We start from the raw sequence: 15087 nt of genomic DNA on the forward strand, positions 1-15087 counted from the left end.
GGCCGCAGTCTTCCATCAGGGACCGACAAACAACAGTCCTCGGAACGCCCTCGACGGAGCCGTCGACCGCCGCCGTGACCGCCCGGACGACCACCGTCCGGATACGCGCGGTAGCCGACTCGTAGCTCCCCGGAACGCACTCTAGTCCCCCGCCGTCGCCATGCACATCCCCAGCCCCCCGGAGTGCCCCCGGGAGCCGCAACTCGGCCGGAATCGACAACCGTTGACGCAACCCGACCGCGCCGCCGGGCGTCCCCGACCATGTGCTGAGACGACTTCGCACCGCCGCGCTCCCGATCATCGCGCTCGCCGTACTCACCGTGCTCGCCGTGCCCGGTGACACCGCCCCCGCCCCGGCCGCCGCCCCGGACCAGAGCGACGTCCCGGTCCCCGGCGGGGCCCTGGAACGGGCCCGCCAGGTGGCGGAGGCCTGGCCCGGATCCGCGATGGGCCAGAGCTGGCAGAGCGGCTACTTCCCGCAGCGGGAGGGTCAGTTCTGGCTGCCGAAGGACTTCTCCCAGAACGACGGCGCGTTCGCGGCCTTCCTCGGCGGCCGGATCGCTCTGGAGACCGGGCTCCCGCCGGCCTCCGGCACCGGGACGGTCTCCTTCGCGGACGGGACGTCCATCGCCCTGCCGCTGACCGACCCCCGCGCCGCCTACGGGGAACTCGTCCGTTACCGCGACAACCCCTGCACCAGGGAACCCTGCGACACCCGGCTCACCGTCACCGCCGTCCGGCCCGGGACCCGGCCCCAGCTCACCAGCCGCGGAACCGCGACGGTCCCGGTCTGGGAGTTCCGGTTCGCCGGCCTCGACGAGCCCTACGCCGTCGCCGCCGTGGAGGTGGAGTCGGCACAGAAGTCCGCCCGCTACACCGTGCCGGGCGAGGACCTCCCCACGGGGATCGCGGACGTCCTCCTCGCGTTCCACGACGAGAAGGGGCTGGAGGGCGTGATGTACCCCCACGACTGCGCCGACGCGCTCCCGGGCGCTGTGTACGAGACCGCCGACGTCCTGGTCCTGATCGGCCGCACCACCGGCCGCCCGACCGACTGCGAACCGAACGGCGCCGGACGGAGCACCCTGTTCCGGTTCACCCGGCCCCTGGGCGACCGCGTGGTCCTCAACCTCGCCGGCCGCCCCATCTACTTCCCCGAGGACTGACCCGCCCCCGGGAACGCGAAAGGCGCCTGCCCCCAAACTGGTCGGGGATGTGGGCAGGCGCCAGGGACCGCGGTGGCCCGGCGACGCTGACGGGGTGCGGCTCGGTACGACCCGGCAGTGCGGCGCCGGGCTACCTGGACCGGATCAGACCACCAGCGGGCGGTCCGTCGGCCGGATCGGGGCGGGCAGCGGGGTCTTGCCGCCCAGGTAGGTGTCGACCGCCGCGGCGGCCGAACGGCCCTCCGCGATGGCCCAGACGATCAGGGACTGGCCCCGTCCCGCGTCACCGCAGACGTAGACGCCATCGACATTGGTGGCGAAGCGGCCGTCCCGGGCCACATTACCGCGTGCGTCGAGGTCCACGCCCAGCTGCTCGACCAGACCGTTCTTCACGTCCGTCCCGGTGAAGCCCATCGCCAGGGTGACCAGCTGCGCCGGGACGGCCCGCTCGGTGCCCGGCACCTGCTCGAACCGCCCGTCCTTGAACTCCACCTCGACGAGGTGCAGCTGCTGGACGTTGCCCTCCTCGTCGCCACTGAAGTGGGTGGTGGAGACGGAGTAGATCCGCTCGCCGCCCTCCTCGTGCGCCGAGGTGACCTTGTAGGTCATCGGCATGGTCGGCCACGGCTGGTGGGCCGGCCGGTCCTCGCCGGGCCGCGGCATGATCTCCAGCTGGGTGACGGAGGCCGCCCCCTGCCGGTGCGCGGTGCCGACACAGTCCGCGCCGGTGTCGCCGCCGCCGATCACCACGACGTGCTTGCCCTTGGCGCTGATCGGCGACTCCACGAAGTCGCCCTCCTGCACCTTGTTGGCCAGCGGCAGGTACTCCATGGCCTGGTGGACGCCCTTGAGCTCGCGCCCGGGCACCGGCAGGTCGCGGGCGGTGGTGGCGCCGGCGGCGACGACCACCGCGTCGAAGCGCTCGCGCAGCTGCTGCCCGGTGATGTCCTCGCCCACGTGCACGCCGGTGCGGAACCGGGTGCCCTCCGCGCGCATCTGCTCGATGCGGCGGTTGATGTGGCGCTTCTCCATCTTGAACTCGGGGATGCCGTACCGCAGCAGACCGCCGATCCGGTCGGCCCGCTCGTACACCACCACGGTGTGCCCGGCCCGGGTGAGCTGCTGGGCGGCGGCCAGCCCGGCCGGCCCGGAGCCGACCACGGCGACCGTCTTGCCGGACAGCCGCTCCGGCACCTGCGGGGTGACCCCGCCGCGGTCCCAGGCCTTGTCGATGATGGTGACCTCGACGTTCTTGATGGTCACCGCGTCCTGGTTGATGCCGAGCACGCAGGCCGACTCGCAGGGCGCCGGGCAGAGCCGCCCGGTGAACTCCGGGAAGTTGTTGGTCGCGTGCAGCCGCTCGATCGCGCCCTTCCAGTCGTCCCGGTAGGCGAGGTCGTTCCACTCGGGGACGAGGTTCCCGAGCGGGCACCCGTTGTGGCAGAACGGGATGCCGCAGTCCATGCAGCGCCCGGCCTGCTTGGTGATGATCGGGAGCAGGCTGCGCTCGACGTAGACCTCGTTCCAGTCGCGCAGGCGCACGTCCACCGGACGCCGCTCGGCCAGCTGCTTGGGCGTGGTCAGGAAGCCCTTGGGGTCAGCCACGTGCCGCCTCCATCATCTTGCGAGTGGTCTCGGCCTCGGAGAGGCCATCGCGCTCAGCGGCGTCCTTGGCGGCGAGCACTGCCTTGTAGTCGGTCGGCATGATCGTGGAGAAGCGGGAGACCCCGCTGCCCCAGTCCGCCAGGAGCTCGGCCGCCACGGTGGAGCCGGTCTCCTCGTAGTGCTGCTGCACGGTCTCGCGCAGCCATTCGCGGGCGGCGGCGTCGGGGGCCTCGATGCCCACCATGCCGCTGTTGACGTTTGCCGGGCGCAGGTCCAGCACGTAGGCGATGCCGCCGGACATGCCGGCCGCCAGGTTGCGCCCGGTCTCGCCGAGGACGACGACCCGGCCGCCGGTCATGTACTCCAGGCCGTGGTCGCCCACGCCCTCGACCACCAGGGTGGCCCCGGAGTTGCGGACGGCGAACCGCTCGCCGGCCTTGCCGCGCAGGTGGATCCGGCCGCCGGTGGCGCCGTAGCCGATGGTGTTGCCGGCGATGACGTGGTTCTGCGCGTCGTTGCCGATCGCCGCCGCGTCGCGGGCCGGGCGGACCACGATCACGCCGCCGGACAGGCCCTTGCCGACGTAGTCGTTGGCGTCGCCCTCCAGGCGCAGCGTGATGCCGCGCGGCACGAAGGCGCCGAAGGACTGGCCGGCCGAGCCGGTGAAGGTGACGTCGATGGTCCCCTCCGGCAGGCCCTCGCCGCGGTACCGCTTGGTCACCTGGTGGCCGAGCATGGTGCCGACGGTCCGGTTGACGTTGCGGATCGGCAGCTGGATGCGGACGGCGTCGCCGTTCTCCAGGGCGTCCTGGGCCAGGTCGATCAGCTGGTTGTCCAGGGCCTTGTCCAGCGCGTGGTCCTGCGTGGTGGTGCGGTGCAGGGCCGCGCCCTCGGGCAGCTCGGGCACGTGGAACAGCGGGGCGAGGTCGAGCCCGGCGGCCTTCCAGTGGTCGACCGCGGCCTCGGCGTCGATGTGCTCGGCGTGGCCGACGGCCTCCTCGATCGAGCGGAAGCCCAGCGAGGCCAGGAGCTCCCGGACCTCCTCGGCGATGAACTCGAAGAAGTTGACCACGAACTCCGGCTTGCCGGAGAACCGCTCGCGCAGCACCGGGTTCTGGGTGGCGACGCCGACCGGGCAGGTGTCGAGGTGGCAGACGCGCATCATGATGCAGCCGGAGACCACCAGCGGGGCGGTCGCGAAGCCGAACTCCTCGGCGCCCAGCAGGGCGGCGATGACGACGTCGCGGCCGGTCTTCAGCTGGCCGTCGGTCTGCACCACGATCCGGTCGCGCAGGCCGTTGAGCAGCAGGGTCTGCTGGGTTTCGGCGAGGCCGAGCTCCCAGGGGCCGCCCGCGTGCTTGAGCGAGGTGAGCGGCGAGGCGCCGGTGCCGCCGTCGTGGCCGGAGACCAGCACGACGTCCGCGTGCGCCTTGGAGACGCCGGCCGCGACCGTGCCGACGCCGACCTCGGAGACCAGCTTCACGTGGATGCGGGCCTCGGGGTTGGCGTTCTTGAGGTCGTGGATCAGCTGCGCCAGGTCCTCGATCGAGTAGATGTCGTGGTGCGGCGGCGGCGAGATCAGGCCGACACCCGGGGTGGAGTGCCGGGTCCTGGCGACCCACGGGTACACCTTGTGGCCGGGCAGCTGGCCGCCCTCGCCGGGCTTGGCGCCCTGGGCCATCTTGATCTGGATGTCGTCCGCGTTGACCAGGTACTCGGAGGTGACGCCGAACCGGCCGGAGGCGACCTGCTTGATCGCCGAGCGGCGCTCCGGGTCGTACAGGCGGTCCGGGTCCTCGCCGCCCTCACCGGTGTTGGACTTGCCGCCGAGGCGGTTCATCGCGATCGCCAGGGTCTCGTGCGCCTCGAGGGAGATCGAGCCGTACGACATGGCGCCGGTGGAGAAGCGCTTGACGATCTCGGAGACCGGCTCGACCTCCTCGACGGGCACCGGGGTGCGGCCGAGCGCGTCGAGCTTGAACAGGCCGCGCAGCGTCATCAGCCGCTCGGACTGCTCGTTCACCCGGTCCGTGTACTGCTTGAAGACGTCGTAGCGGCGGTTGCGGGTGGAGTGCTGCAGCCGGAAGACGGTGTCCGGGTCGAACAGGTGGGGCTCGCCCTCGCGGCGCCACTGGTACTCCCCGCCGATCTCCAGCGCGCGGTGCGCGGCCGGGATGCCGGAGGCCGGGTAGGCCTTGGCGTGCCGGGCGGCGGTCTCCTTCGCGATCTCGTCCAGGCCGATGCCGCCGAGCTTGGTGGTGGTGCCGGCGAAGTAGGCGTCCACCAGCTCCCGGGAGAGGCCGATGGCCTCGAAGACCTGCGCGCCGCGGTAGGAGGCGACGGTGGAGATGCCCATCTTGGACATCACCTTGAGCACGCCCTTGCCGAGCGCCTTGATCAGGTTCCTGATCGCCTTCTCGGGCTCGATCGCGGTCAGGAAGGTGCCCTGGGCGACGAGGTCCTCGACCGACTCCATGGCCAGGTACGGGTTGACCGCGCCGGCGCCGTAGCCGATCAGCAGCGCGACGTGGTGCACCTCGCGGACGTCACCGGCCTCGACCAGCAGCGACACCCGGGTGCGCTGCTTGGTGCGGATGAGGTGGTGGTGGATCGCCGAGGTGAGCAGCAGCGAGGGGATCGGGGCGTGCTCGGCGTCCGAGTGCCGGTCGGAGAGCACGATGATCCGGGTGCCGTCGGCGATCGCCGCGTCGGCCTCGGCGGCGATCGCGGCGAGCCGGGCGGCCAGCGCCTCGCCGCCGCCGGCGACCTTGTACAGGCCGGACAGCGTGACGGCCTTGAGGCCGGGCTGGTCGCCGTCCGCGTTGACGTGGACCAGCTTGGCCAGCTCGTCGTTGTCGATCACCGGGAAGGTGATGCCGACGGAGCGGCAGGCGGCGGCCTCGGCGGCCAGCAGGTTGCCCTCGGGGCCGAGGTTGGACAGCAGCGAGGTGACCAGTTCCTCGCGGATCGCGTCCAGCGGCGGGTTGGTGACCTGGGCGAACAGCTGCACGAAGTAGTCGAACAGCAGTCGCGGCTTCTCGCTCAGCGCGGCGATCGGCGAGTCGGTGCCCATCGAGCCGAGCGCCTCGGCGCCGGTCTTGGCCATCGGCGCCAGGATGACCCGCAGCTCCTCCTCGGTGTAGCCGAAGGTCTGCTGGCGGCGGGTGACCGAGGCGTGGGTGTGCGCGATGTGCTCGCGCTCGGGGAGCTTGGCGAGCTGGATCTGCCCGGCCTCCACCCACTCCTCGTAGGGGTGCTCGGCGGCCAGCGCCGACTTGATCTCCTCGTCCTCGACGATGCGGTGCTCCGCGGTGTCGACGAGGAACATCCGGCCGGGCTGCAGCCGGCCCTTCTTGACCACCCGGGTCTGCTCGATGTCGAGCACGCCGACCTCGGAGGAGAGGACGACCAGGCCGTCCTCGGTGATCCAGTAGCGGGCCGGGCGCAGGCCGTTGCGGTCCAGCACGGCGCCGATCTGCGTGCCGTCGGTGAAGGTGACGCAGGCCGGGCCGTCCCAGGGCTCCATCAGGTTGGAGTGGTACCGGTAGAACGCGCGGCGGGACGGGTCCATCGTGGCGTGGTTCTCCCACGCCTCCGGGATCATCATCAGCACGGCGTGCGGCAGCGAGCGGCCGCCGAGGTGGAGCAGCTCCAGGACCTCGTCGAAGGAGGCCGAGTCGGAGTGGTCGGGGGTGCAGATCGGGAAGATCCGCTCCAGCCCCTGCCCGTTGCGGTTGGCGGGGATGAGGTCGGTGGCGAGCTGGGACTCCCGGGCGGTCATCCAGTTCCGGTTGCCCTTGACCGTGTTGATCTCGCCGTTGTGCGCGACGAACCGGTACGGGTGGGCGAGCGGCCAGCTCGGGAAGGTGTTGGTGGAGAAGCGCGAGTGCACCAGACCGAGCGCGGAGGCGTAGAGCCGGTCCGACAGGTCGGGGAAGAAGGGCTCCAGCTGGCCGGTGGTCAGCATGCCCTTGTAGACGATGGTGCGCGCGGAGAGCGAGGGGAAGTAGACCCCGGCCTCGCGCTCGGAGCGCTTGCGGACCACGAAGGCGACCCGGTCCAGCGCCAGGCCGGCCTTGCCCTCGCCGGCCAGGAAGAGCTGGCGGAAGCGCGGCATGACGCCGCGGGCGGTGGCGCCCAGCAGGTCGGGGGTGACCGGGACGTCGCGCCAGCCGAGGACGGTCAGGCCCTCCTCGTCCGCGATCGCCTCGATCCGGGCGACGGCGGCGGCGTCCTCGTCGTCGGCGTCGGGCAGGAAGGCGATGCCCACCGCGTAGCCGCCGGCCGCCGGGAGGTCGAAGGCCACCTGGGCTCGCAGGAAGGCGTCCGGGATCTGGGTGAGGATGCCCGCGCCGTCACCGGAGTCCGGCTCGGCGCCGGTGGCGCCGCGGTGCTCCAGGTTGCGCAGGACGGTCAGCGCCTGCTCGACGACGGTGTGGTCGGCGGTGCCGGTCAGCGTGGCGACGAATCCGACGCCGCAGGCGTCGTGCTCGTGTCGCGGGTCGTACAGGCCCTGAGCAGCAGGTCGCGCATCCGGAACGAGCGCGTACGGCGGGCGGGCGGCGCCGGCCTGGGGCTCGTTGGCGGAGTGCATGGATGCAGACAGCATCGGCTCTCCCGTCGTCGTCTTTCGAAATTGGTGCAGTAGGGACGACGCTGGCCCTGATGCGATGGAGGCACGCACGTTACATGATGCCGAAGACCCCGGGAAGCGGAAAAAAGCGTCCACATCGCGGACGGATCCGCAGGTCACGGGGGTGATGAGGGAACGTGCCACACCGCACGTCCCGACGATTGTGCCCGGCGCTCCACGGGCTGAAACAGGGGCCACATCCCTCGGCCACCGAAGTCGATCAATGCGGCCTGCGATTCCAGCCCGGAAATCGATCCATGGATGCGATTCCTCGGCAAATGGGCCCACATGGCGAGACAAGGACAGGTCCGGCCGGGCGACCGTGTGTGCAACCTCACCCGTTCGGGCGCATAACAATGCAACGGCACAGTGCCCGGCCGACCCGGCCCGTCAGTCCCTCCGGCCCCTCGGCCGCCCGCCCGGTCGCCCCCTCGACCCGTCCGGCGTCAGCCGACCTGCCCGCCGATCAGCACGCCCAGCAGGTAGGTCACCGCGGCCGCGACACCGCCCAGCGCCAGCTGCCGCAGACCGCTGTACCACCAGCTGCGCGCCGTCACCCGGGCCACCACCGCACCGCAGACGAACAGCCCGGCCGCCGCGACCAGCAGCGCCGGCAGCAGCGAGGTCGCGCCCAGCAGGTACGGCAGCAGCGGCAGCAGCGCGCCCACCGCGAAGCAGACGAAGGAGGAACCGGCCGCCACCCACGGCGAGGGCAGGTCGTTGGGATCGATGCCGAGCTCCTCGCGGGCGTGGATCTCCAGCGTCTGCTCCGGGTCGGCGGACAGCTGCCGCGCCACCTCGTGGGCCAGCTCGGGATCCACCCCGCGCTCGACGTACAGCTGGGCCAGCTCGGCCAGCTCGCCGTGCGGGTTGCGGCGCAGCTCCAGCCGCTCGGCCTCGATCTCGGCCTGCACGAGCTCCCGCTGGGAGGCCACCGAGGTGTACTCGCCCGCCGCCATCGAGCAGGCGCCGGCCGCCAGCCCGGCGAGGCCGGTGAGCACCACGGTGCTGGTGGAGACCGCGCCGCCGACGACGCCGGTCATCAGCGCGAAGTTGGAGACCAGGCCGTCCATCGCACCGAACACCGCCGGCCGCAGCCAGCCGCCGTTGACGTCCCGGTGGTGCCCCGCGGCGGGTATCCGGGGCTGGTGCCCGGCCTCGTGTTCCAGGGCGGTCGCAGTCACGGCCGTTCCCCTCCGTTCCTTGGTCAGATCGCCTTACTGATTGACCGTAACCCTCTTGAGCTGGGCACTTCCAGCAAAGTTAGGCTGTCCGAACACGGCTTCGGCCGCCTCCGCACGGGGTGCGGAGACGGCCGGGAGCAAGGGGTCGGCGCAGGTCAGGCCGGGTTCTTGGCGCCCTTCTCCAGCTTGTCGCGCTTGGCGCCGGACTCCGCGGCGCCGGCGGGCTCCGCGTCCCGCTCCGCCTTCGGCAGGTCACCCGGCTCGTCGGACGGCGCGTCGGAGGGCTCCCCGGCCTGCGCCTCGGCGTTCGCCATCGGATCGATGCTCGCCGGGTCCTCCCGGCCGGGCCGCTTCTTCCCGACGACCACGAAGTACGCCACGGCCCCGAGGAAGACCAGGATCGCCACCCAGTCGTTCAGCCGCAGGCCCAGGATGTGGTGCGCCTCGTCGACCCGCAGCCACTCGGTCCAGAACCGGCCCGCCGTGTACCCGGCCACGTACAGCGCGAAGGCCCGCCCGTGGCCCAGGGTGAACCGCTTGTCCGCCCAGATCACCAGCAGCGCGACGCCCACGCACCAGAGCGACTCGTAGAGGAAGGTCGGGTGGTGGATCGTGGTGACGACCTCGCCGTTGGGCAGCGTCTTGGTGATCTCCAGGCCCCACGGCAGGGTGGTCTCCCGGCCGTACAGCTCCTGGTTGAACCAGTTGCCCCAGCGGCCGAGCGCCTGGGCGAGCACGATGCCCGGGGCGATGGCGTCCGCGTAGGCGGGCAGCGGGACGCCGCGGCGGCGGGCGCCGATCCAGGCGCCGACCGCGCCCAGCGCGATCGCGCCCCAGATGCCGAGGCCGCCCTCCCAGATCTTGAGGGCGTTCCAGGGGTTCTTCCCCTCGCCGAAGTACAGCTGGTTGTCGGTGATCACGTGGTACAGCCGGCCGCCGACCAGGCCGAACGGCACGGCCCAGACGGCGATGTCACCCACGGTGTGCCGGCCACCGCCCCGGGCGACCCAGCGCTTGCTGCCGAGCCAGACGGCGACGACGACACCGAGGATGATGCAGAAGGCGTAGGCGCGCAGCGGGATCGGTCCGAGGTACAGGACACCCCGCGACGGGCTGGGAATGTAGGCGATATCCATGGCAGCTCCGACGCTACAGGGTCGACGGCCCGTCCAGGACACCCCGGCGGTCACAGTCGGGCACAGATCGGGGCGCCGGCCCGGAGCACGGCCCGCCGCCACCCCCTCCGGACGGGGAGGGGGCGGCGGCCACCCCGCAGCGTACGCGCCCGCTCAGCCGGCGTTCGGCGAGGGGTTGTTGGCCTCCGACGTGGTGCTGGTGGGCGCCGGGGACTGGCCGTGGGCGCCGGGGGTGCCCAGCTGCTTGCCCTGGTTGGCCGCGTCCACCCACTTCACCAGGTTGGCCGGGGTGATCTCCTCGTTGTTGAACTTCGGGTAGATCGGCTGCCCGTTGAGCAGCACGGTCGGCGTGGACTTGAAGCCGGACTTGTCGAAGTCCTGCTGCACGGCGGACACCCATCCGCTGAACTTCACGTCGTTGACGCAGGCCTCGAAGGTCGGTGTGACCAGGCCGTCGACCTGCTTGGCGAGGTTGATCAGGGTGGCCTTGTTCCCGAAGGCGTCGTTGGTCTCGTCCGGCTGGTTGCGGTACAGCACGTCGTGGTAGTCGCGGAAGTGCCCGGCGTCCTGGGCGCAGCCGAGCGCGTTGGCGGCGTACTTGGAGCCCTTGCCCTGCACGGCCCGGTCGATGAACGAGACGATGTGGTAGTTGGTGAAGATCTTGCCCGCGTCCTCCAGCTGGCTGATGGTGGACGAGAACTCCCGCTCGAAGATGCCGCAGGCGGGGCAGCGCGGGTCCTCGTAGACGGTGAGGACGGACGGCGCGTTGTCCGAGCCCACCGGGACGACCAGGTTCTTGTCCCCGATGGTGCCGGCCGGGACGGCGGTGGGGGTCTCCGGGGTGGAGCGCTGGTCCTGCACCACCACGCCGGTGACCACCGCGGCGGCGATCACCGCGAGCGCCACGCCGCCGATGATCAGCTTCTTCCTCCGCCGGCCGCGGGCCTCGTCCTCGGCCCGCTCCGCCAGCATCCGCTCACGGGCGGTGCGCTTGCCTTCTCGGTTCTTCTCGCTCATCAGCCTTGGAATTCCAGGTTCGGGGGGTGGGGGTGCGGTGGGTGGGACGGGGACGGCGGAGCCGGCACTCAGCCGGCCAGCCAGCCGTCCACGGAGAACTTCGTGCGGGGCCGCCAGACCAGCCAGCCGGCCAGCAGCAGGAACCCGGTGTCGCGCAGGATCTCCTGCAGGTACTCGGTCTGCGAGGCGTCGACCGCCCCGCCGCCGCCGAAGCAGCCGCAGTCGATCGAGATGCCGCGCGCCCACGCGGAGGTGATCCCGCCGATGAAGGCGAGCAGCAGCACCGCCGAGACGGCCGCGACCAGGCGCGTGCCCAGGCCGATCACCAGCAGCAGGGCGAGCGCCAGTTCCAGGAAGGGCAGCCCGTGGCCCACCGGTTTGACCAGGGACTCGGGCAGGATCTCGTACGCGCGCACCGCCTGGGCGGCCTCCGCCGGGTCGGCGATCTTCGCCAGCCCGGCCCAGCCCCAGACCACGGCCAGGCCGAGCCGGGCGGCCGTGCCGATCCACTCAGTCGCCGGCCCGGCCATCCGGACAACCCCCTCGGGAAACACCGTCACGCCCCTATGAACCGCTGATGGGGACGCCGGGTTCCTCCGGATTTCCGAGTTAAGCCAAAAGAGTGAAGGTTAATACGCCTTGAGGTGATTTCACCCTAACGGGTGGTCGGGGTCGCAGCCGGGCGGCCACCCCAGGTCGCGGCGGACGGCGGCGGAGCGGTCCTGGGCGGCGAGCTCCGGCCGGCCCTGGGCGGCCGAGCGGCCGGCCCGGGCCGCCGCCTCCAGCCGGACCGCCTCGGCGCACACCTGGGCGTCCCGCTCGGCCCGCTCCGTCCCCCGCCTGGCCAGTGCCGGCCCGACCGCGCACTGCGCCCCGAGCGCGGCGCCGAGCGCCAGCGCGGCCGCGGCCGCCCGCAGCAGCACGGCTCGCTGAAGACCGGGCATCGGCCGACCCCTTCCGCTCGCTCGCCCCCGGGCACCGGGCACGTGGCAGGTGCACTCGTCCCTCCACTCAACGCGGCCCAACCGCCGCTGGTGCGCGTGCCCGCCACTGTTCACCCGTTCGGGTCGGCGGGTTGACCGGACGTGGGTCGAACGGGTCCGGGAACGACGGCGGCCCGCCACCCCGGGAAGGGGTGACGGGCCGCCGGACGAGCCGTGGCGGGCGGTCCTACCGCCGGCGCACGCCCTGCGCCAGCTCGCCGGCCAGCGAACGCACCGCCGCCAGCGCGGCCTCCTCGTCCCCGTCGGCGTCCAGGATGCGCTGCACGAACGCCGAGCCGACGATCACGCCGTCCGCGAACCCGGCCACCTGCGCGGCCTGCTCACGGGTCGACACCCCGAGGCCGACGCAGACCGGCAGCTCGGTGGTGGCCCTGGTCCGGGCGACCAGGTCCTCGGCGAGGTCGCCGACCTGCGCCCGGCTGCCGGTCACACCCATCACCGCGGCCGCGTACACGAAGCCGCTGCCGGCCGCCGTGACCTCGGCCAGCCGCTTGTCCTTGCTGCTCGGCGCGACCACGAACACGGTGTCCAGACCGTGCTCCCCGGCCGCCTTGCGCCACTCCTCGGACTCCTCCACCGGCAGGTCCGGCAGGATGCACCCCGCCCCGCCGGCCGCGGCCAGGTCGGCGGCGAACCGCGCGACGCCGTACCGGTCCACCGGGTTCCAGTAGGTCATCACCAGCACCGCCGCGGCGGGGTGCGCGGCGGCGACCTCCTGGACGGTGCGCAGCACGTCCTTGATCCGCACGCCGGCCCGCAGCGCGATGTCGTCGGCGGTCTGGATGGTCGGGCCGTCCAGCACCGGGTCGGAGTGCGGCAGGCCGACCTCGACGACGTCGCAGCCGCCCTCGATCAGCGCGTTGACCGCCCGCACGCCGCCGTCCACGGACGGGAAGCCGGCCGGCAGGTAGCCGATCAGCGCGGCGCGGTCCTCCGCCTCGGCGGCGGCCAGGATGCCACTGAGCTTCGAAGCCATGGTCACTTACCCCCGTGGGCGGAGCCGGCGCCCGGCTCGTCGTAGAGGCCGAAGTACTCGGCGGCGGTGTGCATGTCCTTGTCGCCGCGCCCGGACAGCGAGACCAGGATGGTGGCCTCGGGTCCGAGCTCGCGGCCCAGCTCCAGGGCGCCGGCCAGCGCGTGCGCGCTCTCGATGGCCGGGATGATGCCCTCGGTGCGGGACAGCAGCCGCAGCGCCTGCATGGCGGCGTCGTCGGTGACCGGGCGGTACTCGGCCCGGCCGGTGTCCTTCAGCCAGGCGTGCTCCGGGCCGACGCCCGGGTAGTCCAGGCCGGCCGAGATCGAGTGCGACTCGATGGTCTGGCCGTCCTCGTCCTGCAGGACGTAGGTGCGCGAGCCGTGCAGCACGCCCGGGTCGCCCTTGGTGAGGGTGGCCGCGTGCCGCGGGGTCTCGGCGCCCTCGCCGGCCGCCTCGCAGCCGATCAGCCGCACCCCGGCGTCCGGGATGAACTCGTGGAAGATGCCCATCGCGTTGGAGCCGCCGCCGACGCAGGCGACCACGGCGTCGGGCAGCCGCCCGGTGCGCTCCAGCACCTGCTCGCGCGCCTCCACGCCGATGACCCGGTGGAAGTCGCGGACCATCATCGGGAAGGGGTGCGGTCCGGCCACGGTGCCGAACAGGTAGTGGGTGGAGTCCACGTTGGCGACCCAGTCGCGGAACGCCTCGTTGATGGCGTCCTTGAGCGTGCGGCTGCCGGACTTCACGGCGATGACCTCGGCGCCGAGCATCCGCATCCGGGCGACGTTCAGCGCCTGGCGCTGGGTGTCGACCTCGCCCATGTAGATGGTGCAGTCGAAGCCGAACAGGGCGCAGGCGGTGGCGGTGGCCACGCCGTGCTGGCCGGCTCCGGTCTCGGCGATGATCCGGGTCTTGCCCATCCGCCGGGTGAGCAGCGCCTGGCCCAGCACGTTGTTGATCTTGTGCGAGCCGGTGTGGTTGAGGTCCTCGCGCTTGAGCAGGATGCGCGCGCCGCCCGCCTCGGCGGAGAACCGCCGCACATCGGTGAGCGGGCTGGGGCGGCCGGTGTAGTCCTTGAGCAGCGCGTCGAGCTCGGCGGTGAAGGCCGGGTCGGCCTTGGCCTTCTCGTACTCCTCGGCGACCTGCTCCACGGCGGCGACCAGCGCCTCCGGGATGAAGCGGCCGCCGTACGCGCCGAAGTAGCCGCGCGCGTCCGGCACCTCGGCGCCGGGCAGGTAGTCCTTGTCGGACCGTTCGGACATGGTGAAGTCCCTCGGGAAGATGACGACGGTTGACGTTGACGTCTGTCGGCTGCGGTCAGCCGGACGTCGCGCGCCATCGCCGCCCCGGCACCTGCCCGGGCTCGCAGCCGATGACGTACCGCACCCGCCGCCCCAGCACCCGGCGTGCGGGCGCGCGGCAGCCGCGCGGGCGGCAGCCGGGAGCGAGTCGGGTGGCGATCTTCATGGCGGCGGGATCAGTCCTTGTGCCGGATCGCCGGGTGGGCACCGGCGGCGACCAGGTCGGCCACCGCGGCCCGCGGGTCCTTGCCGGTCACCAGCGACTCGCCGACCAGCACCGCGTCCGCGCCCAGGTTGGCGTAGGAGATCACGTCGAGCGGGCCGCGCACCCCGGACTCGGCGACCTTGACGATGCCGTCCGGGATCGCGTGGACGACGTTGCCGAAGGTGTTGCGGTCCACCTCGAGGGTCTTGAGGTTGCGGGCGTTGACGCCGATGATCCGCGCGCCGGCGTCCACCGCGCGCTTGATCTCCTCCTCGTCGTGCACCTCGACCAGCGGGGTGAGGCCGATCGACTCGGCCCGCTCGATCAGCGACACCAGGGCCGGCTGCTCGAGGGCCGCGACGATCAGCAGCGCGAGGTCCGCGCCGTGCGCCCGGGCCTCCCACAGCTGGTAGGCGGTGACGATGAAGTCCTTGCGCAGCAGCGGGGTGTCCACGGCGGCCCGGACGGCGTCCAGGTCCGCCAGCGACCCGCCGAAGCGGCGCTGTTCGGTCAGCACGCTGATCGCGGCGGCACCGCCGGCCGCGTAGTCGATCGCCAGCGACGCCGGGTCCGCGATCGCGGCCAGCGCGCCCTTGGACGGGCTGGAGCGCTTGACCTCGCAGATCACCCGGACACCGTCGCCGCGCAGGGCGGCCACGCCGTCCTTGGCGTCCGGCGCCTTGGCGGCGAGCTCCTTGAGCTCGTCCAGCGAGACCCGGGCCTGCCGCTCGGCGAGATCCTCCCGGACCCCTTCGACGATCGAGTCGAGCACACTCACTCGGGCGCCCCCATCATGTCTGCCAGTCGTGGTCCTGCTGGCGAGGAGCCGGACGGCCTAGCGGACCTCCGGCCCTTCGATG

The 15087-nt window shown here is 72.4% G+C and carries 12 protein-coding genes; 1 reads left to right on the plus strand and 11 read right to left on the minus strand.

Translation table 11 applies throughout. The features are described 5' to 3' along the window. The first annotated feature begins 263 nt into the window (after window positions 1-263). A complete protein-coding gene (locus ABZW10_RS08105) occupies window positions 264-1166 on the plus strand; it encodes a hypothetical protein (protein ID WP_355361595.1) in 903 nt (300 codons plus the stop codon). Between the two features lie 144 nt (window positions 1167-1310). Here ABZW10_RS08105 and ABZW10_RS08110 read toward each other — a convergent pair whose 3' ends face one another. The 11 genes from ABZW10_RS08110 to trpC all read right to left on the minus strand — a co-directional run bounded on the left by ABZW10_RS08110 (window position 1311) and on the right by trpC (window position 15005). Continuing rightward, a complete protein-coding gene (locus ABZW10_RS08110) occupies window positions 1311-2771 on the minus strand; it encodes a glutamate synthase subunit beta (protein ID WP_355361597.1) in 1461 nt (486 codons plus the stop codon). Beyond that, on the minus strand, window positions 2764-7365 hold the full coding sequence (gene gltB, locus ABZW10_RS08115) for a glutamate synthase large subunit (protein WP_355362091.1): 4602 nt from the start codon (window positions 7363-7365) through the stop codon (window positions 2764-2766). Before gltB ends, ABZW10_RS08110 begins: the two co-directional genes overlap by 8 nt. A 485-nt stretch (window positions 7366-7850) precedes the next feature. Then, entirely contained in the window at window positions 7851-8573 is a 723-nt protein-coding gene (locus ABZW10_RS08120; RefSeq protein ID WP_355362093.1) for a VIT1/CCC1 transporter family protein, read from the minus strand. Between the two features lie 170 nt (window positions 8574-8743). Further along, window positions 8744-9724, minus strand: a complete 981-nt coding sequence (gene lgt, locus ABZW10_RS08125; RefSeq protein ID WP_355361599.1) for a prolipoprotein diacylglyceryl transferase — start codon at window positions 9722-9724, stop codon at window positions 8744-8746. Between the two features lie 153 nt (window positions 9725-9877). Continuing rightward, window positions 9878-10741: a thioredoxin domain-containing protein gene (locus ABZW10_RS08130; RefSeq protein ID WP_355361601.1), complete on the minus strand. Its 864-nt coding sequence runs from the start codon at window positions 10739-10741 to the stop codon at window positions 9878-9880. 68 nt (window positions 10742-10809) lie between these two features. After that, on the minus strand, window positions 10810-11271 hold the full coding sequence (locus ABZW10_RS08135; RefSeq protein WP_355361603.1) for a MauE/DoxX family redox-associated membrane protein: 462 nt from the start codon (window positions 11269-11271) through the stop codon (window positions 10810-10812). 120 nt (window positions 11272-11391) lie between these two features. Continuing rightward, on the minus strand, window positions 11392-11685 hold the full coding sequence (locus ABZW10_RS08140) for a hypothetical protein (protein ID WP_355361605.1): 294 nt from the start codon (window positions 11683-11685) through the stop codon (window positions 11392-11394). A gap of 226 nt (window positions 11686-11911) precedes the next feature. Beyond that, window positions 11912-12721, minus strand: a complete 810-nt coding sequence (gene trpA, locus ABZW10_RS08145) for a tryptophan synthase subunit alpha (protein WP_355361607.1) — start codon at window positions 12719-12721, stop codon at window positions 11912-11914. Between the two features lie 2 nt (window positions 12722-12723). Next, window positions 12724-13983 carry a tryptophan synthase subunit beta gene (gene trpB, locus ABZW10_RS08150; protein ID WP_355361609.1) on the minus strand — a complete coding sequence of 420 codons (1260 nt, stop codon included), beginning with the start codon at window positions 13981-13983 and terminating at the stop codon, window positions 12724-12726. Window positions 13984-14038: 55 nt separating this feature from the next. Beyond that, on the minus strand, window positions 14039-14188 hold the full coding sequence (locus ABZW10_RS08155; protein ID WP_350543990.1) for a hypothetical protein: 150 nt from the start codon (window positions 14186-14188) through the stop codon (window positions 14039-14041). A gap of 10 nt (window positions 14189-14198) precedes the next feature. Next, window positions 14199-15005, minus strand: coding sequence for an indole-3-glycerol phosphate synthase TrpC (gene trpC, locus ABZW10_RS08160; protein WP_355361611.1), 807 nt, complete (start codon window positions 15003-15005; stop codon window positions 14199-14201). Between the last annotated feature and the right edge of the window lie 82 nt (window positions 15006-15087).

Source organism: Kitasatospora sp. NPDC004723 (assembly GCF_040609255.1).
Lineage (GTDB): Bacteria > Actinomycetota > Actinomycetes > Streptomycetales > Streptomycetaceae > Kitasatospora.